The sequence below is a fragment of the Xenophilus arseniciresistens genome (assembly GCF_028023875.1).
GTDB classification, from domain to species: Bacteria; Pseudomonadota; Gammaproteobacteria; order Burkholderiales; family Burkholderiaceae_C; genus Xenophilus; species Xenophilus arseniciresistens.
Window position 1 is genome coordinate 1 of the sequence record NZ_JAQIPB010000011.1, and the last position, 26060, is coordinate 26060.

Consider the following 26060-nt stretch of genomic DNA (forward strand, 5'->3'; position numbering starts at 1 on the left):
CCCAGGGGCTTTTGCATGGCCTCGGCCAGGTCGCGGGCCACGCGGTCGGTGGGGCCGCCGGCAGCAAAGGGCACCACGATGGTGATGGGCTTGCCGCCCGGGAAGTCCTGCGCGTGCGCACCTGCGGCCGCAAGGGCCAGGGTGGACAAAAGGAACAGCGTCTTCATCAGATTGCCTTTGTTCGAGAGTCGAGAGTCGAGAGAAGGGAAGAGAAAGGAAGAGGCCGCGCCGCTTGCGGCGCAGCCCGGGTGGGTCAATGGCGCACGCCCAGCTCCAGCGCGGGCCCCGTGCCCGATGAAGGCACAAAGCCGATCAGGCCCTGGTTGAAGACCAGGTGGCCCGGCCGGCTGGCGCCGGCTTGCGCGACACCCGGCACGGGGGTGTCGAAGCTCAGCGTGGCTTCGACGCCCCCCACATTCAGGCTGCTCGCCGCCACGGTGGCTGCGCCGTTGCCGCCGCTGCTGTCGGCCATGGCATAGCGCCCGTCGGCGGCGCCCGCGGCCAGGCTCTGTTGCAAGGCCATCAGGCGCAGGCCGCTCGCGGCGCCGCTCTCGCGCACCAGGTGCACGGGCACGGCCAGGCCTTCCACCAGGCCGATCACCATCGAGCCGCTGAGCGTGCCGCCCGTGGTCGTCGCGCCGTCGCCAGCCGGGGTGGTGTAGACCTCGAACGCGCCGCGCCCCGGCACATGGCGGATGTAGCCTTTCTCGGTGTGGGGGCACGTGGCTTCGTAGTTGACGAAGCCGCCGCTGGCCGTGGCGCGGCAGTACTGGAAGGTGCCTGCATTGCGCAGCCGCACGGCCGAGCTGTGCACGCTGCCCTGTTGCGTGCCCACGGCATTGAAGATGGCGGCCACGCTGCGGAAGTCGGTGGGCGCGGCCGCGTTGTCAAAAGTGTTTTCAAAGGCCACCAGCGGCGCGAACGCGGCGCTGCCCGCGCCGGCCACGCCGCCTTGCAGCAGGCCGCCCGCCGCAAAGGTGAAGCTGGCGCCGCCTTCGGCGCTGGCATAGGTGCAGGGGCCCTGCGCCATCAGGGTGCCGCTGCGCTGCGCGCCTGCGGCCCGCAGGCTGCTCGCATCGATGGTCACGGTGTACGCCAGCGTCTGCGGGTCCACCTGCACGCTGAGTTCCTCGCCCAGCGTGTTGCCGCCCTTGTAGCGTGTGGCGGCGGCGGGCAGGTGCGGGCAGCTCAGCGGGTTGCCCGCGTCGCTTGTGCAGCTGAAGTTGATGGCCGCGTCCTGGCTGCCGCTGCCGCGATACCGGGGCCAGCTCGGGTATTCGCAGAGCGGGCGCGTGCGGCCAAAGGTGCCGGCCACCGTGTCCATGACCGTGCCGGTCGCGGGGGCCAGGCCGTTCTCGACCCAGCCTTCCAGCGCGGCCAGCGAATCCCAGGCCGGCAGGAACACGCCCGTGCCGTGGCCCATGCCGGGCACCAGGTAGAAGCGCACGCCCTCGCGCACGGCCGCCTCGCCCAGCGTGCTGTTGAGCCGCTGGTAGTAGTCGATGGTCGAGTTGGGGCTGATCACCTCGTCGGCCAGGCCATGCAGCAGGATCAGCCGGCCGCCGCGGGCCAGGAAGGGCGCCAGGTCCGGGTTCGTCGCATCGGAAAGCGCCGACACCGCCCGCACGCGCTCGGTCAGCAGGCCCGGGTTCAGCGGGTCCAGGCCCAGGGTGTCGAAGCCCGGGTCACGCGCGACGAAGAACTTGGCCCACTGGTCGCCCGTGACGTACATGTTGGCGTCCGCCGACGTGGCGGGGTTGGCGGGCACGGGCCGCGTGCCCAGGTCGCGCGAGGTGTAGGGCCCCGCCACCAGCGCGCCTTCGAGCAGGTTGTAGCCGCCCGCGCGCCGCACGCCATGGGCCAGCTCGTAGTGCGTGAATTCCAGCGGCGACTCGATGGCGCGCACCGTGGCGAGCTGGGCGTCGGACAGGCAGCTGTCGCCGGTGTCCACACCGCCGCTGCAGCGCAGCGATGCCAGCACCTGCGCGTTGAGCTGGCGGCAGCCCTCCACGTTGCTCACGATGCCGTCGCTCGCGCCGTCCAGCGCATCGCAGGTCTGCAGGGCCGTGCGCTGCACCAGCAGGGTCTTGGCCACGTTGAGCCAGCCCGCGCCGCCGTTGTTGTAGAGCGCGCGGCCCACCGCCACGTTCGACAGCCGCGTGCCGGTGTAGTTGAGCGCGGGCTCGTTGGCGACCACGCCGTCGTAGTCCTGCGGCCAGTGCTGGATGTGGCGCAGCGCATCGCGCCCGCCCGTGGAGGTGCCCAGGAAATAGGCCTTCTTCGGTGCGCTGCCGTAGTGCGCCTCGATCAGATGGATGGCCACGTCGCGCGTCTTCTTCAGCGCCAGGCCGCCGTAGTTGGCCAGCGATTCATCGTCCAGCGCGAAGCGCGCGTCGGTGATGCTGCTGGACTGGTGGCCCGAGTCGCTGCCGTAGGTGGCGTAGCCCAGCGCCAGCGGGGCCGGCTTGTCGGGCAGGCCGAAGCGCACGGGCTCCGTGCCGTCGATCAGCCGGCCGTTGAAGCCGCCGCCGCCGAAATGGATCGCCTTGCCGTTCCAGGCCCGCGGCAGGTTCACGGCGAACTCGATGACCGGCGAGCCCGGGTTCACCGGCGCGATGCGGCCGCGCACGCGGCAGTGCTCGCCCAGCGTGTTGCCGGCGTCGGCCGCCGCCACGGGCGTGGCTTCGGTGACCACGGCGCCGCCCGAGGCGACGCCGATGCGAGAGGCTTCCACGCTCATGCCTGCCAGTGCCGCGCAGGCGATGCGCGCAGGCGGTGGGGGCGGTGGCGGATCGCCAGGCTCGGTCGGCGTGCCGGGTGTGCCGGGCAGCGCAAAAAAGCCGGCGCCGCTGCCTCCGCCGCCCCCGCAGGCGGCCAGGCTCAATGCCAGCGAAAGGGCGCACAGGTGCCAAAGCGCTGAAAGGGGCAAGGAAGGCTGCGCGCACGCGTGCGCGCTGGGGCGAGAAAGCATGTCTTGTCTCCGGTCGGTCTCAGAACACGTTCTTGGGACCTGCTGTTTTCGGGAAGGCGCGACGTTAGAAGTGGTCCGATATAGCGTCAAATAAAATATCGGCACCAACTCGATATGAGAAAAATATGGAGATACGGGCCCTTCGCTACTTCGCGGCCGTGGCGCAGACCGGCCACATCACGCGGGCCGCGCAGCAGCTGGGCATCCAGCAGCCGCCGCTGAGCCAGCAGATCCAGGCGCTGGAGCGCGAGCTGGGCGTGATGCTGCTGCGCCGCCATCCGCGCGGCGTGTCGCTCACCGATGCCGGCCGCGCCTTCCAGGCCGAGGCGCTGCGCATGCTCGAGGACCTGGAGGCGATGCGCCAGCGCATGGCGCGCATCGCCAGCGGCCAGGCCGGCCAACTGGCTTTTGGCTTCACCAGCTCGGCCGCGGCGCACCGCTTCATGCCCGGCGCGCTGCGCGCCTACCGTCAGCAGTACCCGGGCGTGGAGCTGCAACTGCGCGAGGACAACGCCGCCGAGCTGACCGAGGCGCTGGCGCAGGGCCGCCTGCATTGCGCCCTGCTGCGCGTGCCCGTGGCGCGGCCCGAGGGCCTGTGCTTCCAGACCCTGCTGCGCGAGCCCGTGATGGTGGCGCTGCCCAGCGACCACCCGCTGGCGCGCGAGGCCGGCAAGCCGGCGCGCGCAGCACTGCCCCTGGCCAAGCTGTGCGAGGAGGGTCTGATCCTCGTGCGCCGCTCGGGCGCGCCCGGGCTGTACGCGGACTTGCTGAGCCTGTGCCGCGCCCAGGGCCACGAGCCGCGCGTGGTGGCCGAGGTCGACCGCATGATGACCAACCTGAATCTCGTGGCCGCCGGGGCGGGTGTGTCCATCGTGCCGGCCTCCATGACCGGCGTGCATGCCCATGCCATCCACTACATGCCGCTGGCCGACGGCGGCGCGCTCGATGCGCCGCTCACATTGGTGTGGCGCGAGAGCGAAGACAACCTGCCTGCGCGGCATTTCGTGGACCTGCTTCGCGCGATGGCGGCGCAACCATGACTGCGCGCCGGCAATGGGTGCTCGGCGGGGTGCTCGGCGCGCTGGCGCTGGCCGCCGGGCGCGCTTTGGCGCAGCAGGGCGCGCAGCGCACCTGGCCCTGGCGGGCCGTTCGGCTGTGGGTGGCGTACCCGCCCGGGGGGCTGAGCGACAGCATCGCGCGCGCCCTGTCGGAGCCGCTGTCGGCCGCGCTGGGCGTGCCCGTGGTGGTGGAGCACCGGGCCGGCGCGGGCGGCGCCGTGGGCATGGCGGCGCTCGCGCGCGCGGCACCCGACGGCCACACGCTGGCCTTTTCGGCCATCAGCCCGCTCAGCCTGCAGCCCCTGATCGGCCATGTGTCCTATGACCCGCAGCATGCCTTCGCGCCCGTGGCGGCCGTGATGCGCACGCCGGTGCTGGTGGTGGGCACGCCGGCCTTGCGCGGGCACGACTTCCAGGCCCTGATCGCGCAGGCCCGCGAGCGCCCCAACGCCGTGCGATGGGCGACCTCCGGCGTGGCGACCGTGGGCCACCTGGTGCTGGCCCAGGTGCGCCGGCAAAGCGGCGCGGCCATCACGCACGTGCCCTACCAGGGCGGCGGGCCGCAGCTCAATGACGCGCTGGCGGGGCATTTCGAGGTGCTCTCCACCAACGTGGCGGCGCCGCAGCTGCGGCATGTGGCCACCGGGCGGCTGCGTGCGCTGGCCGTGGGGGCGCCTTCGCGGCTGGACGCCTTGCCCGAGGTGCCCACGCTCGCGGAACTGGGCTTCGGGACGGCCAACCGCGACTCGCTGTTCGGCCTCTTCGCGCCCGCGGGCACGCCGCAGGCGGTGGTCCACAGGCTCAACCACGAGATCAACGCGCTGATGGGCAGCCGCAGGATGGCCGAGATGCTGCGCCAGGCCCACAACCTGCCGGCCGGCGGCAGCCCGGCCGACTTCGCGCACGAGATCGAGGCCGACCGGGCGCTGAACGCGGCGCTGGTGGCCGGTGGTGCCCAGAACTTCCGATAAGTGCGCGGCGAGAAGCGCCATCGGCGCCCGTGCCTGTGCGCCATGCCACGCAGGCGCAGGGCCGATAATCCCCGCTTTCCCGGCCGGCAGCCGCCGGGCTTTGCGTGTCCCAAGCCATGAATCCCACCTACACCCCCAGCGAGGTCGAATCGGCCGCCCAGTCGCACTGGAAGGCCGCCGATGCCTACCGCGTCACCGAAGAAGCGGGCAAGAAGAAGTACTACGCCTGCTCCATGCTGCCCTACCCCAGCGGCAAGCTGCACATGGGCCATGTGCGCAACTACACCATCAACGACATGCTCACGCGCTACCTGCGCATGAACGGCTACAACGTGTTGATGCCCATGGGCTGGGACGCCTTCGGCCTGCCGGCCGAGAACGCGGCGCTGAAGAACGGCGTGCCGCCGGCCAAGTGGACCTACGAAAACATCGCCTACATGAAGGGCCAGTTGCAGGCCATGGGGCTGGCCATCGACTGGAGCCGCGAGATCGCCACCTGCGACCCGGCCTACTACAAGTGGAACCAGTGGCTGTTCCTCAAGATGCTGGAAAAGGGCATCGCCTACCGCAAGACCCAGGTGGTGAACTGGGACCCGGTGGACCAGACCGTGCTGGCCAACGAGCAGGTGGTGGACGGGCGCGGCTGGCGCACCGGCGCGCTGGTGGAAAAGCGCGAAATCCCGGGCTACTACCTCAAGATCAGCGACTACGCCCCCGAGCTGCTGGAACACACGCAGCACAAGCTGCCGGGCTGGCCCGAGCGGGTGAAGCTGATGCAGGAGAACTGGATCGGCAAGAGCGAGGGCGTGCGCTTCGCCTTCACGCACGACATCCGCGGCGAAGACGGCCAGCTCATCGGCGACGGCCGCATGTACGTCTTCACCACGCGCGCCGACACCATCATGGGCGTGACCTTCTGCGCCGTGGCGCCGGAACACCCGCTGGCCGCGCACGCCGCCCGGGGCAACCCCGAGATCGCGGCCTTCATCGAGGAATGCAAGGCCGGCGGCGTGACCGAGGCCGAGCTGGCCACGCAGGAAAAGAAGGGCATGGCCACGGGCCTGGTGGTCTCGCACCCGATCACCGACGAGGCGGTGCCCGTGTGGGTGGGCAACTACGTGCTCATGAGCTATGGCGACGGCGCCGTGATGGGCGTGCCCGGCCATGACGAGCGCGACTTCGCCTTCGCCAACAAGTACGGCATCGAGATCCAGCAGGTGGTGCTGGTCGACGACGAACCGGCCTTCGACTACCACCAGTGGCAGGAGTGGTACGCCGACAAGGAACGCGGCGTCACCATCAACTCCGACAACTTCAGCGGCATGCGCCACAAGGAAGCGGTGGACGCCGTGGCCCATGCGCTGGCGCAAAAGGGCCTGGGCGAGAAGAAGACCACCTGGCGCCTGCGCGACTGGGGCGTGAGCCGCCAGCGCTACTGGGGCACGCCGATCCCGATCATCCACTGCCCCGAGCACGGCGCCGTGCCCGTGCCCGAGAAGGACCTGCCGGTGGTGCTGCCCACCGACTGCGTGCCCGACGGCAGCGGCAACCCGCTGAACAAGCGCGAAGACTTCCTCGCCTGCGAATGCCCGATCTGCGGCAAGGCCTCGCGCCGCGAGACCGACACGATGGACACCTTCGTGGACAGCTCGTGGTACTTCATGCGCTATTGCGACCCCAAGCTGGACACGGCGATGGTGGGCGAGGGCGCGCAGTACTGGATGCCGATGGATCAATACATCGGCGGCATCGAGCACGCGATCCTGCACCTGCTGTACGCGCGCTTCTGGACCAAGGTCATGCGCGACATGGGCCTGGTCACCATCGACGAGCCCTTCACCAAGCTGCTCACGCAGGGCATGGTGCTCAACCACATCTACTTCCACCGCGACGAGAAGGGCGGCAAGCACTACCACCCGCCGCTGGAAGTCACGCCCGTGCTCGACGCCTCGGGCCGCATCGTCGGCGGCACCACCGCCGATGGCCGGCAGGTCGAATACGGCGGCGTGGGCAAGATGGGCAAGAGCGAGCGCAACGGCGTGGACCCGCAGGACCTGATCGAGAAGTACGGCGCCGACACCGCGCGCCTGTACACCATGTTCACGGCCCCGCCCGAAGCCACGCTGGAATGGAACGACGCGGCCGTCGAAGGCAGCTTCCGCTTCCTGCGCCGCGTGTGGAACTTCGGCTCGGCGCTCAAGGGCCGTGCCGTTGTGGCTGGCGATGCGGTCTTCGGCAAGAACGCCAAGGCGCTGCGCCACGAGGTGCACACCGTGCTGCGCCAGGTCGATTACGACTACCAGCGCATGCAATACAACACCGTCGTGTCGGGCGCGATGAAGCTGCTCAACGCGCTCGAAGGCTTCAAGTCGCAGGATGGCGATGCCGGCGATGCAGCGGCCGTGAAGGAAGGCTTCGGCATCCTGCTGCGCGTGCTGTACCCGGCCACGCCGCACCTCACGCACCAGCTCTGGCATGAACTGGGCTACGCCGCCGAGGCCGGCGAGCTGCTCGATGCGCCCTGGCCCCAGGTCGACGAGAAAGCGCTGGAGCAGGACGAAGTCACGCTGATGCTGCAGGTCAACGGCAAGCTGCGCGGCTCGCTGGTGGTGCCCGCCGGTGCCGACAAGGCGCAGATCGAGGCCCTGGCCGTGGGCAGCGAAGAGTTCCTCAAGTTCGCCGAGGGGCAGGCCATCAAGCGCGTGATCGTGGTGCCGGGCCGCCTGGTCAACGTGGTGGTGGGCTGAGCATGTCGCGCCAGGCTGCTCCCCTCCTCGCAAGCCGCCGCGCACTGCTGGCCGCTGCGCCCGCGCTGGCGCTGCTGGCCTCCGGCTGCGGCTTCCAACTGCGCCGTGCCGCCACCTATTCCTTCCAGTCCATCGCCGTGAAGGGCAAGGGCTTGCTGCAGGCCATCATCCGGCGCGAGCTCAAGGGCCAGGGCACGGTCAGCGTGCTGGCCGAAGGTGCCGACGCGCAGGGCGCCGAAGTGGTGCTCGAGGTGCTGGAGACTTCGCGCAACAGCGGCATTGCGGCCAGCACCTCGGGCGGCCAGATCCGCGAGCTGACGCTCACTTTGAGCGTGCGCTTCCAGCTCACGCGCACGCAGGGCGGCGCGGTGCTGATCGCGCCGGCCACCGTGCAGCAGACGCGCGACATCAGCTACAACGAGACCTCGGCCCTGGCCAAGGAAAACGAGCAGGAGCTGCTGTACCGCGACATGACCGTGGACATCGCCCAGCAGATCGTGCGCCAGCTGGCCTTCGTGAAGGCCGCCTGAGCCCCATGCAACTGGCGCCCGCGCAACTCGCGGCCCATCTGGGCAAGGGCCTGCGCTCGCTCTACACCGTGCACGGCGACGAGCCGCTGCTGGTGCAGGAGGCGGCCGATGCCATCCGCGCCGCGGCGCGCGCGGCCGGCCACACCGAGCGCAGCACGCACCAGGTGGCCGGCGCGCATTTCGACTGGAGCGCCGTGCTGGCCGCGGGCGGCTCGCTGAGCCTGTTCGCCGACCGGCAGATCGTGGAGATCCGCATCCCCTCGGGCAAGCCCGGCAAGGACGGCAGCGCCGCGCTGCAGCAGATCGCCGAGAGCGCCGTGGGCAACGACAGCACGCTCACCCTGGTGCTGCTGCCGCGGCTGGACAAGCAGACCAAGAGCGGCGCCTGGTTCGGCGCGCTCGAGGGCCATGGCGTCACGCTGCAGGTCGACCCGGTGGAGCGCGCGCAACTGCCCATGTGGATCCGCGACCGGCTCGACCGCCAGGGCCAGCGCGTCAAGGGCGACGAGGAAGGCCAGCGCACCTTGCAGTTCTTTGCCGATCGCGTGGAAGGCAACCTGCTGGCCGCGCACCAGGAGATCCAGAAGCTCGCGCTGCTGTACCCGGCGGGCGAGCTCACCCTGGCGCAGGTGGAAGCGGCCGTCAACAACGTGGCGCGTTATGACGTGTTCAAGCTCTCCGAAGCCGTGCTGGCCGGCAATGCCGCGCGCACCGCGCGCATGCTCGACGGCCTGCAGGCCGAGGGCGAGGCCGAGGTGCTGGTGCACTACCAGCTGGCCGAAGACATCCGCGCGCTCAAGCGCGTGAAGGACGCGATCAACGCCGGCCGCCCGCTGCCCATGGCGCTGCGCGAGAACCGCATCTGGGGCGTGCGCGAGCGCGCTTTTGAACGCGTGCTGCCGCAGCTCGATGCGCGCCAGCTCGCCCGGCTGCTGCGCGCGGCCCATGTGGTGGACGGCATCGTCAAGGGCCTCAGGCAGAGCGACTGGCCGGCCAGCGGCTGGCAGGCGCTGCACCGGCTGGCGCTGATGCTGTGCCGCGTCTGCGCGCGCTGACGATCCGCATCCGCAAGCCATGAGCGCGCCGCTGGACCGCATCGACCGCCAGTTGCTGCAAAGCCTGCAGGCCGACGCGCGCCAGAGCGCGCAGGCGCTGTCCGAGGCGGTTCACCTCTCGGCCCGCGCCACGCTCAGCCGCATCCGCAGGCTGCAGGAAGAGGGCCTCATCGAAGGCTGCCATGCGCACATCCAGCGCGCCGCACTCGGCGAGCATGTGGCGCTGTTCGCCGAAGTCACGCTCAAGGACCAGCGCCCGGCCACGGTGCAGCGCTTCGAGCGCCATGTGGCCGCCTGCCGCGAGGTGGTGGGCTGCTGGCTGGTCAGCGGCGCCTATGACTACCTGCTGCGCCTGGGCTGCCGCGACCTGGCGCACTACCGCGCCCTGACGGACGCCTGGCTGGCCGACGTGGGCCTTGGCATCGAGCGCATCGTGAGCCTGACCGAGCTGCAGACGGTCAAGGAGTTCACGGGCTTTCCGCTGCCGCCCGCGTAGCGCCCGGCCGCTCGCTTCCGAAACGGAAGCGCCGCCCCGCCGCCAGGCGCCGAATCCGCGGCTGCGCGCCCTCGCAACGTCCATTGCGGGGCGCTGCCACTCCTAGACTTTTGTGTGCGCAGGCCCTGGCGGCCTGTGACCTCAGGAGTGCGTCATGACTGCCGTCACCACCCGTTATGTCGATGTGCACGACCTGCAGCGGCTGGCACGCCTGCTGGGCGTGCCGCGCATGCTGCGCGAGCTGCGCGCCTGCATCGAAGAGGACTTCCTGCGCTGGGAGGCGTTCGAGATGAGCGCGCGCACGGCCCACCACTGGCCCGTGGGCGTGATCGAGCTGATGCCGGTGTCCGACGCGCGGCACTACGCCTTCAAGTACGTCAACGGCCACCCCGGCAACCCGCGCCTGCACCGGCCCACGGTGATGGCCTTCGGCGTGCTGGCCGAAGCGCGCACGGGCTTCCCGCTGCTGCTTTGCGAACTGACCTTCACCACGGCGCTGCGCACGGCCGCCACCTCAGTACTGGCCGCGCGGGCCCTGGCGCGGCCGGGCGCGCGCAGCATGGCGCTCATCGGCAACGGCGCGCAGTCCGAATTCCAGGCGCTGGCCTTCATGGACGGCCTGGGCATCCGCGAGCTGCGGCTGTTCGACGTCGATCCGCAGGCCAGCGCCAAGCTAGCCGCCAACCTGGCGCCCTGGGTGCAAAGCGGCGCGCTGCAAAAGATCCACCGCGCCGCCAGCGTGGCCGAAGCCGTGCAGGGCGCCGACATCGTGACCACGGCCACGGCCCGCAAGGCCCGCGCCGCCGTGCTGAGTGCAGACATGGTGGCCCCGGGGACGCACCTCAATGCCGTGGGCGGCGACTGCCCGGGCAAGACCGAGCTGGCGCCCGCGCTGGTGGCGCGCAGCGATGTCTTCGTCGAATACGAGCCGCAGACCCGCATCGAAGGCGAGCTGCAGCAGATGCCGCAGGACTTTCCCGCAATGCCCTTGTGGCAGGTGCTGGCCGGCCGCGCGGCGGGGCGCACGCAGGCGCAGCAGATCACGCTCTTCGATTCGGTGGGCTTCGCGCTGGAGGACTTCTCGGCCCTGCGCTACGTGCATGGCCTGGCCCAGGCGCATGGCGTGGGCCGGGGCATCGACCTGGTGCCGGCCCTCGATGACCCCAAGGACCTGTTCGGCGCGCTGCTGGCGCCGCAGGCGGCGGCCGCGCAACTGATCGAAGACTTTCCAGCCTGAGGAGGAATGCCACGATGAAGCACGACATGCTCCCGCGCCCGCTGGCGCTGATCGGCGCCGAAGTCGGCGAAGGCGCCAGCGATGCCGGCTGCAAGTGGGGCTCGCAGGCGCTGCGCGAGCGGGGCCTGGCCGCGCATCTGCGCGCCAGCGGGCGGGCTGCGCGGTGGACCGGCATGGTGCGCGCGCCCGCGGCGCGGCACAGCGCGCAGCGCCTGCGCGCGGTGGAGCACTTCAGCGCCGCGCTGGCGCAGCAGGTGCTGGGGCCGGCGCGCGCGGGCGCGCTGCCCGTGGTGGTGGGGGGCGACCATTCCTGCGCCGTCGGCACCTGGAGCGCGGTGGCCGAGCACTGGCGCGCGCAAGGCGACATCGGCCTGGTGTGGATCGACGCGCACCTGGACGCGCACACGCCGGCCACCTCGCTCAGCGGCGCGCCGCACGGCATGCCCGTGGCCGCGCTGCTGGGGCATGGCAGCCCGGGCCTGGCCCTGCTGCAGGGCTGGGCCGGCAAGCTCAAGCCGCACAACCTCGTCATCCTCGGCGCGCGCAGTTTCGAAGCCGGCGAACAGGCGCTGCTCACGCGCCTGGGCGTGCGCGTGATGTACATGGAAGAGGTGGCGCGGCGCGGCTTTGGCGCCTGCTTTGCTGAAGCGCTGGCGCTGGTGCAGCGCCACACCGTGGCCTGGGGGCTGAGCTTCGACCTCGACGCGCTGGACCCCGCCGACGCGCCCGGCACCGGCACGCCCGTGGCGGCGGGCATCGCGCTGGCCGATGCGCTGGCCGCCCTGCGCGGCTGCGCGGCAGACCCGGCCTGCGCGGCGCTGGAGCTGGTGGAATACAACCCGCTGCACGATGCCGATGGCCGCACGGCCCGCGCCGCCTTTGCGCTGCTCAAGGCGATGACGGCGCCGCAGGGGCGCGGGGCCCGGCCGGCGCCGTGTGCGGCCGCGCAAGCCTGCGCCGAACTCAGTTGACGGCCGCGCCCTGGCGCCGGTAGTCGGAGGGCGAAAGGCCCGTGTGCGCGCGGAAGGCGCGGCTGAAGTGCGCGCTGCTGTTGAAGCCCCAGGAAAAGGCGATCTCGGTGATGCTGCGCGTGGCCTGGGTGGCGTCGCGCAGCTCGCGCATGCAGCCTTCGAGGCGGCGCTGCAGGATGTACTGCGCCAGCGTGCCTTCGCCCTCGCCTTCGTGCTCGCCGAAGCTCTTGTGCAGCAGGCGCTTGCTGCAGTTCAGCGCCTGGGCGATGCCTTCGATGGACAGCGAGGCGTCGTGCAGGTGCCGGCCCACATGGGCGCGGATGCGGTCGCGCATGGCCTCGGCCTGCGTGGCCGCCGTGCCCTGGCCGGCCAGGTCGCACAGCGACAGCCGCACCAGCTCGGTGATCAGGTCGCCCGCGCCGCGCGCGGCCTGCGCGGACATGCTGGGCAGCTCCAGGTAGGTGCTGCGCATGGCCTCCAGCGCCACGCGCGAAATGCCCGCCGTGCCGCCCACCAGCCGGCCCATCAGTTCCTGCAGCCGCAGCCCCGAGGCCGCGAGCTGCTCCTTGGGCACCATCACGATCAGGTGCTGCGAGCGTTCGGGGTTCTGCACCACGTAGCGGCCCGTGGTGTCGTAGATGGCCCAGGCGCCGGGCCGCGCGCGCGCCTGCCGGCCGTGCTGCTCCACGCTGGCCAGGCCCTGCCAGGGCGCGACGATCTTGAGGTAGGGCGCATCGCTGTGCTGCGCGCTGCGCGTGGCCATCTGCGTGACGCGGTGGCGGTTGGCTTCCAGCCGCACCATCAGCACGTCGCCCGCGCGGGTGCTGTGCAGGTGGCCGTCGAACTCGGTGTCGCCATACACGTCCGACTGCAGGCCGTAGAACAGCCCGGCCATCCAGTCATGCCAGGCGCCCACGGTCTCGCGCGCGGGCATGCCGTCGGTGCTCAGGGACAGGGCGGTGGACATGGCCGCCGAGTATGGAGCGCAAAGCCATCTCCGATTCGCCGTGTGGTTGCATTCACGGTCAGGGTTAACCCCGGGCATCGTGCGCCGCCGGTCAAGCCAATGGTGCGCCGCCGGCCAAGCCGGCTGCGCGCGGCTGCGCCACCATTTGCGCCAGCCGTGCCCCGCCGGGGCCGATGAGGAGACAAGCGCCATGAGCAGGAACAACCACAAGACCCCGAACCTTGCGCGCCGGCTGCTGCTGGGCGCCGCCACGCTGAGCCTGGCGGGCGTGCCGCTGGCGCAGGCGCAGGAGGCGCCCAAGTCGGTGCGCATCGGCTGGGCCATCGCCAAGACCGGCCCCAACGCGGGCGGCACGGCCACCACCGTCACGCCCAACTACCAGATGTGGGTCAAGGAGATCAACGACGCGGGCGGCCTGATGCTCAAGGCCCATGGCAAGCGCGTGCCCATCGAAGTGGTGGAGTACGACGACCGCTCCAGCTCCGAAGAGGCCGTGCGCGCCACCGAGCGCCTGATCACGCAGGACAAGGTGGACTTCGTGCTGCCGCCCTGGGGCACGGCCAACAACCTGGCCGTGGGCCCCACCTACGAGAAGCACAAGTACCCGCTGCTGGCCGCCACTTCGGTGACCGACAAGGCGCCCGATCTGGCAAAGCGCTGGAAGCACGCCTTCTTCTTCCTGGGCACCGGCACGCAGTACGCCGAGGCGCTGGTGGGCTACCTCGAAGAAGCCAGGAAGGCCGGCAAGATCGGCGACAGGATCGCGATGGTCAACATCGCCGACGGCTTCGGTGTGGAGCTGTCCAACGCCGCGCGCAAGGCCGCCGCCAGGCATGGCTTCACGCTGGTCTACGACAAGAGCTACCCGATCGGCACGCAGGACATGACGCCCATCCTCAACGAGGTCAAGGGCAAGGGCGCCGATGTGTTCGTGGCCTTCTCCTACCCGCCCGACACGGTGATGATCACCGACCAGGCGCGCGTGATCGGCTTCAACCCCAAGGTCATGTTCACGGGCGTGGGCACGCAGTTCCCCATGTACAAGGCCAAGTTCGGCGCCGCGGCCGAAGGCATCATGGGCCCGGGCGGCGTGGACTTCGACAGCCCCGCCATCAAGGACTACTTCGCGCGCCACAAGGCCTTCTCGGGCCAGGAGCCCGACCGCTTCGCCAGCACCGTGCAGTACGCGGCGCTGCAGGTGCTGCAGCAGTCCATCGAACGCGTGGGCAAGATCGACCGCGAGGCCGTCACGCAGGAGATCCGAAGCGGCAGCTTCGACACCATCCTGGGTCCGCTGAAGCTCGAGAACCAGCTCTTCAACAACCTGTGGTGGGTGGGCCAGTGGCAAAGCGGCGAGTTCTACGCCGTCGCGCCATCGAACAAGAAGGGCGCCAAGCCCGCCGTGCTGCCCAAGCCCGCCTGGAAATGAACTTTCTGGATGTGCTGCTGGCCGGCGCCACGCTGGGCGGGCTGTACGGGCTGGTCGCGATGGGGCTCACGCTGCAATACGGCGTGGCCCGCATCATGAATCTCTCGTATGGTGAATTCCTGATCGCGCCGGCCTTCCTGGCCTATGTGCTGGTCACGGGCCTGGGCTGGTCGCCGCTGGCGGTGCTGCTGCTGGCGCTGCCGCTGGGCTTTGCCGTGCAGTGGGGCGTGTACCAGCTGCTGCTGACGCCGCTGGTGCGCCGCACGGGCGCCGGCCCGCAGCTCGAAGTCGATTCCATCCTCGCCACCTTCGGCCTGCTCTTCGTGGTGCAGGGCGTGATGCTGGTCATCTTCGGCGGCAACTACCACAGCTACGACTACCTCTCGGTGCCGGTGAACATCCTGGGCAGCACGGTGGCGGCCAACCGGCTGCTGGTGCTGGTGGCGGCGCTGGTGCTGGGCGTGGGCCTGTACCTGCTGATGACGCGCACGCGCATGGGCACGGTGGTGCGGGCCGTCGCGGTGGCGCCGCGCTTCGCGCCGCTGGTGGGCATCCAGGTGCGGCAGACCGCGGCGCTGGCCTTCGGCCTGGGCGGTGCGCTGGTGGCCTGCAGCGGCGTGCTGGTCAGCATGTTCCTGCCTTTCTCGGCCGCCATGGGCACGCTGTTCGCGATGAAGGCGCTGATCGTGGTCATCATGGGCGGCGTGGGCAACCTCATGGGCTGCCTGGTGGCCGGCCTGCTGCTGGGCTTTGCCGAAACGCTGGTCGCCAGCTTCGTCGACCCGGGCCTGACGCTGGCCGTCAACTACGCGCTGTTCCTGGTCGTGCTGCTGGTGCGGCCCACGGGCCTGTTCGGGAGGGCGGCGCGATGATGATGAATCGCAAGGAACTGTTCGGCTGGGGCCTGGGCGCCCTGGTGGTCGCGGCACTGGCCGTGCTGCCGCTGTGGCTGCAAAGCGACTACGTGCTCTCGCTGCTCATCAGCGTGCTGATGTACAGCGTGCTGGCCACGGCCTGGGCGCTGTTCTCGGGGCCCACGCGCTACGTGTCGCTGGCCACCGTGGCCTTCTTCGGCCTGGGTGCCTACACCACGGCCGTGCTCAGCGAATCGCTGCCCTGGCCCGCGGTGCTGGGCGTGGCGCTGGTGCTGGGCGCGGTGCTCGCACTGCTGGTGGGGCTGGCCACCTTGCGGCTGTCGGGCGTGTACTTCGTGATCTTCAGCTTCGGGCTGGCCGAGCTGACCAAGCAGCTCGTGACCTGGTGGGAAGTGAACATCACCAAGGAGATCGGCCGCTACGTGTTCGTGGAGATCACGCAGCAGCACATCTACTGGCAACTGCTCGCGCTGCTGGCGCTGGTGCTGGGCCTGCGTGCGCTCATCAACCGCACGCGGCTTGGCCTGGCGCTGCGCGTGATCGGCGAGGACGAAACCGTGGCCGTGCACGTGGGCATCAACACCACGCGCGCCAAGGTGCTGCTGTTCGCGCTGTCGGCCGTGTTCATGACGGTGACGGGTGCCGTCATGGCCCCGCGCTGGACTTATATCGACCCCAGCATCGCCTTCGCGCCGGTGATCTCCTTCCAGACGCTGATCATGGCGCTGCTGGGTGGCGCGGGCGCGCTCTTCGGTCCGCTGCTGGGTGCGGTGCCGCTGGTGCTGCTGTTCGAATATCTGTCGGCGCATTTCCCCAACCACTTCTCGATCCTGCTGGGGCTGGTGTTCATGGTGATCGTCTATCTGGTGCCCCGGGGGCTGGCCAGCCTTGTGCAGCGCCGCAGGAGCACGCGATGAGCGCGCTGCTGGAACTCAAGGGCGTCACGCGCCGCTTCGGCGGGCTGGTGGCCGTCAACGGCCTGAGCCTTTCGGTGCAGGCCGGCGAGGTGGTGGGCCTGCTCGGGCCCAACGGCTCGGGCAAGACCACGGCCATGAACCTGGTCTCGGGGGCGCTGCCCTGCAACGGCGGCGAGATCGTCTTCGATGGCCGGCGCATCAGCGGCCTGGCCAGCCACCAGATCGCGCGGCTGGGCGTGGCGCGCACCTTCCAGCTGGTGCGCGTGCTGGGCGGCATGAGCTGCCTGGAGAACGTGGAGGCCGGCCTGGCCTTCCGCCCGCAGGGCCTGCACGGCCGCGCCGCGCGCGAAAGGGCGCAGCAGCTGCTCGAACGCGTGGGCCTGGGCACCCAGGCCGTGCTGCCCGCGGGCGAGCTGACCTACATCGACCAGAAGCGGCTGGAACTGGCGCGCGCGCTGGCGCTGGCGCCGCGCCTGCTGCTGCTGGACGAATGGCTGGCCGGCCTGAACCCGACCGAGCTGCAGCAGGGCATCGCGCTGATCCGCTCGCTGAGCGCCGACGGCCTCACGCTGCTGCTGGTGGAGCATGTGATGGACGCCGTGCATGCGCTGTGCACGCGCTGCGTGGTGATGAACGCGGGCACCAAGATCGCCGACGGGCCCACGCGCGAGGTGCTGTCGGACCCGCAGGTGATCCGCGCGTATCTGGGCGAGGACGAGAACGACGCACAGGCGGAGGCGGCCCATGCTTGAAGTGCGCAACGTGTCGGTGCGCTATGGCCAGCACGAGGCGCTGCATGGCGTATCGCTGGACGTGGCGCCGGGCGAGATCGTGGTCATGCTGGGCGCCAACGGCGCCGGCAAGTCCTCCTTCCTCAAGGCGCTGGGCGGCATGGTGAAGGCCGAACCCGGCGCGCGCGCCACCCTCGGCGGCGCCGACCTCATGCAGCTGCCCGCGCATCGCATCGTCGAGGCCGGCCTGGCGCTGGTGCCCGAAGGCCGCGGCGTGTTCGGCGACCTGACGGTGCGCGAGAACCTGCAGCTGGGCGCGCACCCGGCCCGCGCGCGCGCCGGCGAGGCGCAGATGCGCGAGCGCGTGTTCCAGCTTTTTCCCAAGCTGGCGCAGCGGCTGAACCAGGCCGTGCGCACGATGAGCGGCGGCGAGCAGCAGATGGTGGCCGTGGGCCGCGCGCTGATGTCGCAGCCCGAAATCCTGCTGCTCGATGAACCTTCGCTGGGCCTGTCGCCTCTGATGTGCAAGGAGCTGTTCGCGGCGCTGGCGCGCATCCGCAGCCTGGGCGTGGGCGTGCTGCTGGTGGAGCAGAACGCGCGCCAGAGCCTGGCCATCGCCGACCGCGGCTACCTGATCGAGACCGGCCGCCTGGTCGGCGCCGGCAGTGCCCGCGACCTGCAGAACGACCCCGCGGTCCGTCGTGCCTATCTGGGCGCGGCGGCCGTTCATTGAACCCCTCTTGATCCCCAAGGAAGCAACCATGAGCGATATCCAGATGCTGATCGGCGGCGCACCGCGCGCCGCGTCCAACGGCGCCACCTTCACGCGCCGCAACCCGCTGGACGGCAGCGTGGCCACCACCGCGCCGGCCGCCACGGCCGAAGACGCGAAGGCCGCCGTCGATGCGGCGGCGCAGGCCTTCCCGGCCTGGGCCGCGCTGGGCCCGGGCGCGCGCCGCGCGCTGCTGCTCAAGGCGGCCGACGCGCTGGATGCGCGCACGCCCGATTTCATCGCCGCGATGGCAGCCGAAACCGGCGCCACCGCCCTGTGGGCCGGCTTCAATGCCCACCTGGCGGCCGACATGCTGCGCGAGGCCGCATCGCTGACCACGCAGATCAGCGGCGAAGTGATTCCCTCGAACGTGCCCGGCAGCCTGGCGATGGCGCAGCGCGTGCCGGTCGGCGTGGTGCTGGGCATCGCGCCGTGGAACGCGCCGGTCATCCTGGCCACGCGCGCCATCGCCACGCCGCTGGCCTGCGGCAACACGGTGGTGCTCAAGGGCTCGGAGCTGAGCCCGCACACGCACGGCCTGATCATCGAGGCGCTGCAGGAAGCCGGCCTGCCGCCGGGCGTCGTGAACTTCGTGACCAACGCACCGGCCGACGCCGGCCCGGTGGTCGAGGCCATGGTCGCGCACCCTGCGGTGCGCCGCGTGAACTTCACGGGCTCCACCAAGGTGGGCCGCATCATTGCGCAGCTGGGCGCCAAGTACCTCAAGCAGTGCGTGCTCGAACTGGGCGGCAAGGCGCCCTTCGTGGTGCTGGATGACGCCGACCTCGATGCCGCCGTGGATGCCTGCGCTTTCGGCAGCTTCATGAACTCGGGCCAGATCTGCATGTCCACCGAGCGCATCATCGTGGACCAGGCCATCGCCGATGCCTTCGTCGAGAAGTTCGTGGCCAAGTCCAAGGCCCTGCCGCTGGGCGACCCGCGCCAGGGTCCGGTGGTGCTGGGTTCGGTGGTCGACATGGCGACCGTGGAGCGCTGCAACCGCCTGATCGACGACGCGCTGGCCAAGGGCGCCAAGCTGCTGTGCGGCGGCAAGGCCGACAGCACCCTGGTGCCGGCCACCCTGCTGGACCATGTGACGCCCGAGATGGCCATCTACCGCGAGGAGAGCTTCGGCCCCGTCAAGCCCATCGTGCGCGTCAATGGCACGGAAGAAGCCATCGCCTGCGCCAACGACAACGAGTTCGGCCTGTCGGCCGCCGTCTTTGGCCGCGATGCGGGCCGCGCCTATGCGGTGGCGCAGCGCATCGAGTCGGGCATCTGTCACGTCAACGGCCCCACGGTGCACGACGAGGCGCAGATGCCCTTCGGTGGCGTGAAGGCCTCGGGCTACGGCCGCTTCGGCGGGCGCGCCGGCATCGAGGCCTTCACCGAGCTGCGCTGGATCACGGTGCAGACCGCGCCGCGCCACTACCCGTTCTGATACAGCGCCTCCTCCATGAAAAAAGCGGCGGCCTTTTGCGGGCCGCCGCTTTTTTTTCCTGCCGTGGGCCGGTCAGGCCGCTGCGCGTTCGCGGCCCTGGTGGAAGCGCTCCAGGAAGGCTGCGAGCTTCGGGTCCCTGGGCGCATGCATCACCTCGTGGGCCGGGCCCAGCTCGGCCATCACGCCATCGCGCATGTAGCCGATGCGGTCGGACACCTGCTCGGCAAAGGCCATCTCATGCGTCACCAGCACCATGGTCATGCCATCGGCCGCCAGGTCGCGGATCACATTGAGCACCTCGCCCACCAGTTCCGGGTCCAGTGCCGAGGTGGGTTCGTCGAACAGCATCACGGCCGGGCGCATGGCCAGCGCGCGGGCAATGGCCACGCGCTGCTTTTGGCCGCCGGACAGGCGGCTGGGGAACTGGTCGGCCTTTTCGGCCAGGCCCACCTTGCCCAGCAGCTCCATCGCATGGGCGCGGGCCGTGGCCACGGACTCGCCCTTGACCTGCACCGGCCCCTCGATGATGTTCTGCAGCACCGTCTTGTGCGGGAACAGGTTGAAGTGCTGGAACACCATGCCGATGTCGCTGCGCAGCGCGGCCAGGGCCGGGTCCTTGGGCGCACGCGCACCCTTCTTGCCGAAGCGGAAGTCGTGGCCGGCCACATGCAGCTCGCCTTCCTCGGGCATCTCCAGCAGGTTCATGCAGCGCAGGAAGGTGGACTTGCCCGAGCCGCTGGAGCCGATCAGCGTCACCACTTCGCCGGGGTTCACCGACAGCGTGACGCCCTTGAGCACATGGTGGCTGCCGAAGGACTTGTGGATCGCCTGCGCCTGCAGGATGGGGGCGGAAGAAGAAGAGGAGGCGGCGGTGGTCACTTGGAGGCTCCGAGGCGCTTCTCGATGCGGTTGGCCACCAGGGTCAACGGGAAGAGGATCGCGAAGTAGATGGCGGCGATGACGGTGTAGACCTCCAGCGGGCGGAAGCTCGCGCCCGTGATCACCGTGCCCTGGTAGAGCAGGTCGCCCACGGCCACGGCCGAGACCAGCGAGGTGTTCTTGAGCTGCAGGATGGTCTGGTTGATCAGCGCCGGGATCATCAGCGGCACCGACTGCGGCAGGATGATGCGGGCAAAGATCTTGCCGCGGCGCATGCCGATGGCGCGGCCCGCTTCCCACTGGCCCTTGTCGATGGCCTCGATGCCGCCGCGGAAGATCTCTGCGTAGAAGGCGCCGGCGTAGAACGTGAGCGCGATGAAGCAGGCCGTGCCGGCCGACAGATCCACGCCGATGAGCACCGGCAGCGCGTAGTAGGCCCACACCAGCAGCACCAGCAGCGGGGTGCAGCGGAAGATCTCGGTCCACACCTGGACCGGGACGGACACCCAGCGGGTGACCTTGGGCAGGCGCAGCAGGCCCGTGAAAAGGCCCACCACCAGGCCGGCCAGCACCGTCGAGACGGTGAAGCCCAGCGTGACCAGCAGGCCGTTCCAGAAGACCGGCGCATAAGGCAGGAGGGCGCCGAAGTCCCAGCTGTAAGCGTTCTGCATGCGTGAGGAAGAAGAATCAGAACTGGATCTCGGCCGGGATGTCTTCCGGCTTGATGGACAGCGCGGCGAAGCCCTTGCTCATCCACTCGCGGGTCTGGCCGCTGAAGCGGTTGTTGTCGGCCCACACGCTCAGGAAGTTCTTCCAGCGCGGATCGCTCTCGATGCGGATGCCCAGGTTGGTGGGCATGGTCAGCGTGGGCTTGGGAATGTTGAGCGTGCCCACGTTGGGGTTCTTCTTCATCGTCGAGATCGCGATGACGGCCAGCGAGACGTTGCAGTCGGCGCGGCCCGTGGCCACGGCCATGATGGCCTCGTCACGGGTCTTGAAGCCCACGATGGTGGCCTTGGGGCAGTAGCGGCGCGCGATGGTCTCGTGCGTGGAGCCGATGTCCACCGCGATCTTGACCTCCTTCTTGTTGATCTGCTCCCAGGTGTCGACCTTGGCAAAGCCCTTGCGCGCGATCACGGTGTACGAATGCACCAGCAGCGGCGAGGAGAAGTCGATCACCAGCGCGCGCTGCGGCGTGGGGCTGACGGCGAAGGCCAGATCCACCTTGCCCGACTGCAGGTCCAGGATCTGGTTGCCCCAGCTCGATTCCACCGGTTCCACCTTGGCGCGCAGGATGCCCGCGATGTCGCCGGCCATCTCCAGGCAGGCGCCGCTCCACTGGCCCGAAGCCAGGTCCTTGTGGAAGTAGGGCTCCTGGCCCGGGATCACGGCCACGCGCAGCACGCCGCTCTTTTGCACCTTGTCCAGCGTCGAGCCCGAGGCGGCGCCTGCCGTGCCCTGGGCCTGGGCCGGGGTGGTGATGGCCGCGGTGGTGGTGGCAGCCACCACGCCGGCAGCGGCGACGTGGTTGAAGATCTGTCTGCGTTGCATGTTCGTAATTCCGTGAATTGAAGGGGTGGGCGCGGCCTTATTGAAAAAACAAGGCGCAAATTGAATTCACCGCATCATCGAAGCAATGACGGGTGAGAGGCGGCGGCAAAAAGAGGAATGGAAATGCGCGATGAAAGGAATCGGGTTGCACCTCGTCGGCGGCGATTTTGAAGATGTTGCGTGAGCCTTGTCAACGCGGTTGCACTGGTGTTAACCCTCGATTCCGGTGCGAACTCTGGGCATTTGCACCAGTGCGGTGCATGATTGGGCGGTGGCGCTTGGGAACAGGTGAGCCTGCGGCGATGCGGCGGAGCGTCTGCAAGTCGCGTGCCTGGTTTTACTGGCGGGTTGCACCTATTGGAAATTAGATTGAAATCGGGTTGCACCTTTTCTCGCTCTTGACTAGCATTCGCGCAATTCAATTTCAAAACAGTGAGCGAACATGCCCTTGGTGACATTGGGGGTCAAACTCGATGATGCGGTGCGCGAGCGCCTCAAGGCGGCGGCCCAGAAGGTGGACCGCACGCCGCATTGGCTGATCAAGCAATCCATCTACGCCCAGCTCGAGGCGATCGAGCGCGGCGAGCCCGTGGGCGGCCTGCCCGGCGCGGCCCCCCTGGCGGCCGACGAAGACGGCCAGCCCGAGGCCGAGCGAGCGGCCCAGCCCGTGCCGCCCTTTTTGTCCTTTGCCGAAAGCGTGCTGCCGCAGACCGTGCTGCGCGCGGCCATCACCGCCGCCTGGCGCCGGCCCGAGCCCGAGCAGGTGGCCATGCTGCTGCCCGGCGCGCGGCTGGATGCGGCCCGGGCCGAAGCCGCGCACCAGATGGCCTGCCGCCTCAGCGAAGGCCTGCGTGCGCACGAGTCGGGCGGCAAGGCCGGGCTGGTGCAGGGGCTGCTGCAGGAGTTCTCGCTGTCTTCGCAGGAAGGCGTGGCGCTGATGTGCCTGGCCGAGGCGCTGCTGCGCATCCCCGACCGCGCCACGCGCGATGCGCTGATCCGCGACAAGCTCAGCGGCGGCAACTGGCAGCCGCACGTGGGCAGGAGCAGTTCGCTGTTCGTCAACGCCGCCACCTGGGGCCTGATGTTCACCGGCAAGCTGGTGGCCACCCACAACGAGACCGGCCTCTCCAACGCGCTGGGCCGCGTGCTCTCGCGCGGCGGCGAGCCGCTGGTGCGCAAGGGCGTGGATATGGCCATGCGCCTGATGGGCGAGCAGTTCGTGACCGGCGAGACCATCGGCAAGGCGCTGGCCAACGCCGCGCGGCACGAGGCGCGGGGCTTTCGCTATTCGTACGACATGCTGGGCGAGGCCGCGCTCACCGACGCCGACGCGCGCCGCTACGTGGCCTCCTACGAGCAGGCCATCCACGCGATCGGCCGCGCCGCCGCGGGCGCGGGCATCTACCGCGGCCCGGGCATTTCGATCAAGCTCTCGGCCCTGCACCCGCGCTACAGCCGCGCCCAGCATGCGCGCGTGATGGACGAGCTGTACCCGCGCCTGCTGGCCCTGACCGAACTCGCGCGCCGCTACGACATCGGCCTGAACATCGACGCCGAGGAGGCTGACCGGCTGGAGCTGTCGCTGGACCTGCTCGAGCGCCTGTGCCACGAGCCCTCGCTCGCCGGCTGGAACGGCATCGGCTTCGTGATCCAGGCCTACCAGAAGCGCTGCCCGCACGTGATCGACTGGGTGATCGACCTGGCGCGCCGCAGCCGGCATCGGCTGATGATCCGACTGGTCAAGGGCGCCTACTGGGACAGCGAGGTCAAGCGCGCGCAGATCGACGGTCTGGAGGACTACCCGGTCTACACGCGCAAGGCCCACACCGACCTGGCCTACATCGCCTGCGCCCGCAAGCTGCTGGCCGCGCCCGAGGCCGTGTTCCCGCAGTTCGCCACGCACAACGCGCACACGCTGGCGGCCATCTACCAGCTCGCGGGCCAGAACTATTACGAAGGCCAGTACGAATTCCAGTGCCTGCACGGCATGGGCGAGCCGCTGTACGAGCAGGTGGTGGGCGCCACGGCCAAGGGCGGGCTCAACCGGCCCTGCCGCATCTACGCGCCCGTGGGCACGCACGAAACGCTGCTGGCCTACCTGGTGCGCCGCCTGCTGGAGAACGGCGCCAACACCTCCTTCGTCAACCGCGTGGCCGACCGCAGCCTGCGCATCGAGGACCTGGTGACCGACCCCGTGGCGCAGGTGGAAGCGGCCGGTGCCGCCGAAGGCCGCGTGGGCCTGCCGCATCCGCGCATTGCGCTGCCGCGCGCGCTCTACCAGGGCGAGCAGTGTGCGCGCGTCAATTCGCAGGGGCTGGATCTGGCCAACGAGCAGCGCCTGGGTTCGCTCTCCAGCGCGCTGCTGCAAAGCGCCGCCACCGCCTGGCAGGCCGCGCCCATGCTGGCCGAACCCGTGGCGCCCGGCGCGCTGCAGCCGGTGCGCAACCCGGCCCGCCATGACGACGTAGTGGGCCAGGTGCAGGACGCCACCCTGGCCGACGTGTCGGCGGCGTTGGACGCCGCCGAGGCCGCCTTCGACATCTGGCGCGCCACGCCGCCGGCCGAACGCGCGGCCGTGCTCGAGCGCGCGGCCGATGCGCTGGAAGGCCAGATGCAGATGCTGCTGGGCCTGATCGTGCGCGAAGCCGGCAAGACCCTGGCCAATGCCGTGGCCGAGGTGCGTGAGGCGGTGGACTTTTTGCGCTACTACGCCGAGCAGGTGCGCGCCGAGTTCAGCAACGACACGCACCGCCCACTGGGCCCCGTGGTCTGCATCAGCCCCTGGAACTTCCCGCTGGCCATCTTCACGGGCCAGGTGGCGGCCGCGCTGGCGGCGGGCAACACCGTGCTGGCCAAGCCGGCCGAGCAGACGCCGCTGATCGCCGCGCAGGCCGTGCGCCTGCTGCACGAGGCCGGCCTGCCGCCCGGCGCGCTGCAGCTGCTGCCGGGGCCCGGCGAGACCATTGGCGCCGCGCTGGTGGCCGATGAACGGGTGCAGGGCGTGATGTTCACGGGCTCGACCCAGGTCGCACGCCTGCTGCAGCGCGCGCTGGCCGGCCGGCTGGATGCGCTGGGCCACCCCGTGCCGCTGATCGCCGAAACCGGCGGGCAGAACGCGATGGTGGTGGACTCATCGGCCCTGGTCGAACAGGTGGTGGCCGATGTGATGGCCTCGGCCTTCGACAGCGCGGGCCAGCGCTGCTCGGCCATGCGCCTGCTGTGCGTGCAGGACGACGTGGCCGACCGGCTGCTGGAGATGCTCAAGGGCGCGATGGTCGAGGCCACGCTGGGCAACCCCGAGCACCTGGCCGTGGACGTGGGCCCGGTCATCGACGCGCAGGCGCAGCAGGGCCTGCTGGCCCACATCGAGGCCATGCGCGGGCGCGGCTTCGAAGTCTTCCAGGCCGCGCTGGCCCATGGCGACGACGTGCGCGGCGGCACCTATGTGACGCCGACCCTGATCGAGATCGACCGCGTCGATGCGCTGGACAAGGAAGTCTTCGGCCCCGTGCTGCATGTGCTGCGCTACCCGCGCGAGGCGCTCGACGCGCTGATCGACGGCATCAACGCCACGGGCTATGGCCTGACGCTGGGCGTGCATTCGCGCATCGACGAGACCATCGAACACGTGACCGGCCGCGTGCATGTGGGCAATGCCTATGTGAACCGCAACATGGTGGGCGCCGTGGTGGGCGTGCAGCCCTTTGGCGGCGAGGGCCTGTCGGGCACCGGCCCCAAGGCCGGCGGGCCGCTGTACCTGTACCGCCTGCTCGCGCATCGCCCGGCCGGCACGCAGCTGCGCCTGGGCACGCCGCTGGCGGTGCCGGCGCAGGAGATGGATGGCGTGGAGGGCCTGCCGCGCCGCGCTGCACTCGAGGCGCTCAAGCGCTGGTGCGAAGCGGCAGGTGCCGAACTCGCGCCCGTGGCGCCGCTGTGTGAGCGCTTCGCGCAGCAAAGCCCCAGCGGCCAGCAGCGCCTGCTCAGCGGCCCCACCGGCGAGCGCAACGTCTACACCGTACGGGCGCGTGAGCAGGTGCTGTGCATCGCCACGCAGCCGGCCGACTTGCTGTGCCAGCTGGCGGCCGTGCTGGCCGTGGGCGCGCGCGCCCTCTGGCCCGATGCGGCCGCGCCGCGCGCGCTGCTGCAAACCCTGCCGCCGGCCGTGCAGGAATGCGTGCTGCTCAGCGCCGGCTGGCGCAGCGATGGCTCGGCCTTTGGCGCGGTGCTGCACCACGGCGATTCGGACCAGCTTCGCACCATCAGCGAAGTGCTGGCCGAACGCCCGGGCCCGATCGTGAGCCTGCAGGCGCTGGCACCCGGCGAGACCGACATCGTGCTCGAGCGCCTGGTGCAGGAGCACAGCCTGAGCGTCAACACCGCCGCCGCGGGCGGCAACGCCAACCTCATGACCATCGGCTGAAGCGCCGCGGCCGTCCTTCCTTTGACTTCCTTTTCTCTCCCG

Annotated in this window: 20 protein-coding genes and 1 pseudogene; 15 read left to right on the forward strand and 6 right to left on the reverse strand. The window is 70.2% G+C overall.

Annotated elements, in window-relative coordinates; genetic code table 11:
- Window positions 1–167: pseudogene (locus PGB34_RS19955) on the reverse strand (tripartite tricarboxylate transporter substrate binding protein BugD); the annotation flags it as partial.
- Window positions 168–253: 86 nt separating this feature from the next.
- Window positions 254–2971: a tannase/feruloyl esterase family alpha/beta hydrolase gene (locus tag PGB34_RS19960; RefSeq protein ID WP_271429865.1), complete on the reverse strand. Its 2718-nt coding sequence runs from the start codon at window positions 2969–2971 to the stop codon at window positions 254–256.
- A 125-nt stretch (window positions 2972–3096) separates the two neighbouring features.
- Between PGB34_RS19960 and PGB34_RS19965 the strand changes: the two genes are divergently transcribed.
- The 8 genes from PGB34_RS19965 to PGB34_RS20000 all read left to right on the forward strand — a co-directional run bounded on the left by PGB34_RS19965 (window position 3097) and on the right by PGB34_RS20000 (window position 12036).
- Entirely contained in the window at window positions 3097–4011 is a 915-nt protein-coding gene (locus tag PGB34_RS19965; protein WP_271429866.1) for a LysR family transcriptional regulator, read from the forward strand.
- Window positions 4008–5000 (forward strand): tripartite tricarboxylate transporter substrate binding protein, encoded by a 993-nt coding sequence (locus tag PGB34_RS19970; protein ID WP_271429867.1) that lies wholly within the window; start codon window positions 4008–4010, stop codon window positions 4998–5000. The genes PGB34_RS19965 and PGB34_RS19970 overlap by 4 nt, the downstream gene beginning before the upstream one ends.
- Before the next feature lie 116 nt (window positions 5001–5116).
- The gene (leuS, locus tag PGB34_RS19975; protein WP_271429868.1) at window positions 5117–7747 is read left to right on the forward strand and encodes a leucine--tRNA ligase; all 2631 of its coding nucleotides are present in this window, start codon (window positions 5117–5119) and stop codon (window positions 7745–7747) included.
- Between the two features lie 2 nt (window positions 7748–7749).
- Entirely contained in the window at window positions 7750–8277 is a 528-nt protein-coding gene (locus PGB34_RS19980) for an LPS-assembly lipoprotein LptE (RefSeq protein ID WP_271429869.1), read from the forward strand.
- A gap of 5 nt (window positions 8278–8282) precedes the next feature.
- The gene (gene holA / locus PGB34_RS19985; RefSeq protein WP_271429870.1) at window positions 8283–9332 is read left to right on the forward strand and encodes a DNA polymerase III subunit delta; all 1050 of its coding nucleotides are present in this window, start codon (window positions 8283–8285) and stop codon (window positions 9330–9332) included.
- A 19-nt stretch (window positions 9333–9351) separates the two neighbouring features.
- Window positions 9352–9828 carry an Lrp/AsnC family transcriptional regulator gene (locus PGB34_RS19990; RefSeq protein WP_271429871.1) on the forward strand — a complete coding sequence of 159 codons (477 nt, stop codon included), beginning with the start codon at window positions 9352–9354 and terminating at the stop codon, window positions 9826–9828.
- Window positions 9829–9982: 154 nt separating this feature from the next.
- Window positions 9983–11065: an ornithine cyclodeaminase gene (locus PGB34_RS19995; RefSeq protein ID WP_271429872.1), complete on the forward strand. Its 1083-nt coding sequence runs from the start codon at window positions 9983–9985 to the stop codon at window positions 11063–11065.
- 14 nt (window positions 11066–11079) lie between these two features.
- Window positions 11080–12036 (forward strand): arginase, encoded by a 957-nt coding sequence (locus PGB34_RS20000; RefSeq protein ID WP_271429873.1) that lies wholly within the window; start codon window positions 11080–11082, stop codon window positions 12034–12036.
- Here the strand turns inward: PGB34_RS20000 and PGB34_RS20005 are convergent.
- Window positions 12029–13003 carry a helix-turn-helix domain-containing protein gene (locus PGB34_RS20005; RefSeq protein ID WP_271429874.1) on the reverse strand — a complete coding sequence of 325 codons (975 nt, stop codon included), beginning with the start codon at window positions 13001–13003 and terminating at the stop codon, window positions 12029–12031. The two genes, PGB34_RS20000 and PGB34_RS20005, sit on opposite strands and share 8 nt — an antisense overlap.
- Window positions 13004–13193: 190 nt before the next feature.
- Here PGB34_RS20005 and PGB34_RS20010 point away from each other — a divergent pair, with 190 nt between their 5' ends.
- The 6 genes from PGB34_RS20010 to PGB34_RS20035 are packed head-to-tail and all read left to right on the forward strand — an operon-like array spanning window position 13194 to window position 19168.
- Window positions 13194–14432 carry an amino acid ABC transporter substrate-binding protein gene (locus PGB34_RS20010; RefSeq protein ID WP_271429875.1) on the forward strand — a complete coding sequence of 413 codons (1239 nt, stop codon included), beginning with the start codon at window positions 13194–13196 and terminating at the stop codon, window positions 14430–14432.
- Window positions 14429–15304, forward strand: coding sequence for a branched-chain amino acid ABC transporter permease (locus tag PGB34_RS20015; protein WP_271429876.1), 876 nt, complete (start codon window positions 14429–14431; stop codon window positions 15302–15304). The genes PGB34_RS20010 and PGB34_RS20015 overlap by 4 nt, the downstream gene beginning before the upstream one ends.
- Window positions 15305–15306: 2 nt before the next feature.
- Window positions 15307–16224 carry a branched-chain amino acid ABC transporter permease gene (locus PGB34_RS20020; protein WP_333909039.1) on the forward strand — a complete coding sequence of 306 codons (918 nt, stop codon included), beginning with the start codon at window positions 15307–15309 and terminating at the stop codon, window positions 16222–16224.
- On the forward strand, window positions 16221–16976 hold the full coding sequence (locus PGB34_RS20025) for an ABC transporter ATP-binding protein (RefSeq protein WP_271429878.1): 756 nt from the start codon (window positions 16221–16223) through the stop codon (window positions 16974–16976). Before PGB34_RS20020 ends, PGB34_RS20025 begins: the two co-directional genes overlap by 4 nt.
- Entirely contained in the window at window positions 16969–17688 is a 720-nt protein-coding gene (locus PGB34_RS20030) for an ABC transporter ATP-binding protein (protein ID WP_271429879.1), read from the forward strand. The genes PGB34_RS20025 and PGB34_RS20030 overlap by 8 nt, the downstream gene beginning before the upstream one ends.
- Before the next feature lie 28 nt (window positions 17689–17716).
- Window positions 17717–19168: an aldehyde dehydrogenase gene (locus tag PGB34_RS20035; protein WP_271429880.1), complete on the forward strand. Its 1452-nt coding sequence runs from the start codon at window positions 17717–17719 to the stop codon at window positions 19166–19168.
- Window positions 19169–19240: 72 nt separating this feature from the next.
- Here the strand turns inward: PGB34_RS20035 and PGB34_RS20040 are convergent, their stop codons facing one another.
- Genes PGB34_RS20040 through PGB34_RS20050 form a run of 3 tightly spaced genes read right to left on the reverse strand, consistent with a single transcriptional unit; the run spans window position 19241 to window position 21598 of the window.
- Window positions 19241–20047 carry an amino acid ABC transporter ATP-binding protein gene (locus PGB34_RS20040; protein ID WP_271429881.1) on the reverse strand — a complete coding sequence of 269 codons (807 nt, stop codon included), beginning with the start codon at window positions 20045–20047 and terminating at the stop codon, window positions 19241–19243.
- The gene (locus PGB34_RS20045; RefSeq protein WP_271429882.1) at window positions 20044–20718 is read right to left on the reverse strand and encodes an amino acid ABC transporter permease; all 675 of its coding nucleotides are present in this window, start codon (window positions 20716–20718) and stop codon (window positions 20044–20046) included. The genes PGB34_RS20040 and PGB34_RS20045 overlap by 4 nt, the downstream gene beginning before the upstream one ends.
- Before the next feature lie 16 nt (window positions 20719–20734).
- Window positions 20735–21598 (reverse strand): transporter substrate-binding domain-containing protein, encoded by an 864-nt coding sequence (locus PGB34_RS20050; RefSeq protein ID WP_271429883.1) that lies wholly within the window; start codon window positions 21596–21598, stop codon window positions 20735–20737.
- 442 nt (window positions 21599–22040) lie between these two features.
- Here PGB34_RS20050 and putA point away from each other — a divergent pair, with 442 nt between their 5' ends.
- Window positions 22041–26018 carry a trifunctional transcriptional regulator/proline dehydrogenase/L-glutamate gamma-semialdehyde dehydrogenase gene (putA, locus tag PGB34_RS20055; protein WP_271429884.1) on the forward strand — a complete coding sequence of 1326 codons (3978 nt, stop codon included), beginning with the start codon at window positions 22041–22043 and terminating at the stop codon, window positions 26016–26018.
- Window positions 26019–26060: the final 42 nt, after the last annotated feature.

Bases quoted from the DNA above. Each gene is read 5' to 3' on its own strand.
- PGB34_RS19960 (WP_271429865.1), bottom strand. From the start codon at position 2,971: ATGCTTTCTCGCCCCAGCGCGCACGCGTGCGCGCAGCCTTCCTTGCCC.
- PGB34_RS19965 (WP_271429866.1), top strand. From the start codon at position 3,097: ATGGAGATACGGGCCCTTCGCTACTTCGCGGCCGTGGCGCAGACCGGC.
- PGB34_RS19970 (WP_271429867.1), top strand. From the start codon at position 4,008: ATGACTGCGCGCCGGCAATGGGTGCTCGGCGGGGTGCTCGGCGCGCTG.
- leuS (WP_271429868.1), top strand. From the start codon at position 5,117: ATGAATCCCACCTACACCCCCAGCGAGGTCGAATCGGCCGCCCAGTCG.
- PGB34_RS19980 (WP_271429869.1), top strand. From the start codon at position 7,750: ATGTCGCGCCAGGCTGCTCCCCTCCTCGCAAGCCGCCGCGCACTGCTG.
- holA (WP_271429870.1), top strand. From the start codon at position 8,283: ATGCAACTGGCGCCCGCGCAACTCGCGGCCCATCTGGGCAAGGGCCTG.
- PGB34_RS19990 (WP_271429871.1), top strand. From the start codon at position 9,352: ATGAGCGCGCCGCTGGACCGCATCGACCGCCAGTTGCTGCAAAGCCTG.
- PGB34_RS19995 (WP_271429872.1), top strand. From the start codon at position 9,983: ATGACTGCCGTCACCACCCGTTATGTCGATGTGCACGACCTGCAGCGG.
- PGB34_RS20000 (WP_271429873.1), top strand. From the start codon at position 11,080: ATGAAGCACGACATGCTCCCGCGCCCGCTGGCGCTGATCGGCGCCGAA.
- PGB34_RS20005 (WP_271429874.1), bottom strand. From the start codon at position 13,003: ATGTCCACCGCCCTGTCCCTGAGCACCGACGGCATGCCCGCGCGCGAG.
- PGB34_RS20010 (WP_271429875.1), top strand. From the start codon at position 13,194: ATGAGCAGGAACAACCACAAGACCCCGAACCTTGCGCGCCGGCTGCTG.
- PGB34_RS20015 (WP_271429876.1), top strand. From the start codon at position 14,429: ATGAACTTTCTGGATGTGCTGCTGGCCGGCGCCACGCTGGGCGGGCTG.
- PGB34_RS20020 (WP_333909039.1), top strand. From the start codon at position 15,307: ATGAATCGCAAGGAACTGTTCGGCTGGGGCCTGGGCGCCCTGGTGGTC.
- PGB34_RS20025 (WP_271429878.1), top strand. From the start codon at position 16,221: ATGAGCGCGCTGCTGGAACTCAAGGGCGTCACGCGCCGCTTCGGCGGG.
- PGB34_RS20030 (WP_271429879.1), top strand. From the start codon at position 16,969: ATGCTTGAAGTGCGCAACGTGTCGGTGCGCTATGGCCAGCACGAGGCG.
- PGB34_RS20035 (WP_271429880.1), top strand. From the start codon at position 17,717: ATGAGCGATATCCAGATGCTGATCGGCGGCGCACCGCGCGCCGCGTCC.
- PGB34_RS20045 (WP_271429882.1), bottom strand. From the start codon at position 20,718: ATGCAGAACGCTTACAGCTGGGACTTCGGCGCCCTCCTGCCTTATGCG.
- PGB34_RS20050 (WP_271429883.1), bottom strand. From the start codon at position 21,598: ATGCAACGCAGACAGATCTTCAACCACGTCGCCGCTGCCGGCGTGGTG.
- putA (WP_271429884.1), top strand. From the start codon at position 22,041: ATGCCCTTGGTGACATTGGGGGTCAAACTCGATGATGCGGTGCGCGAG.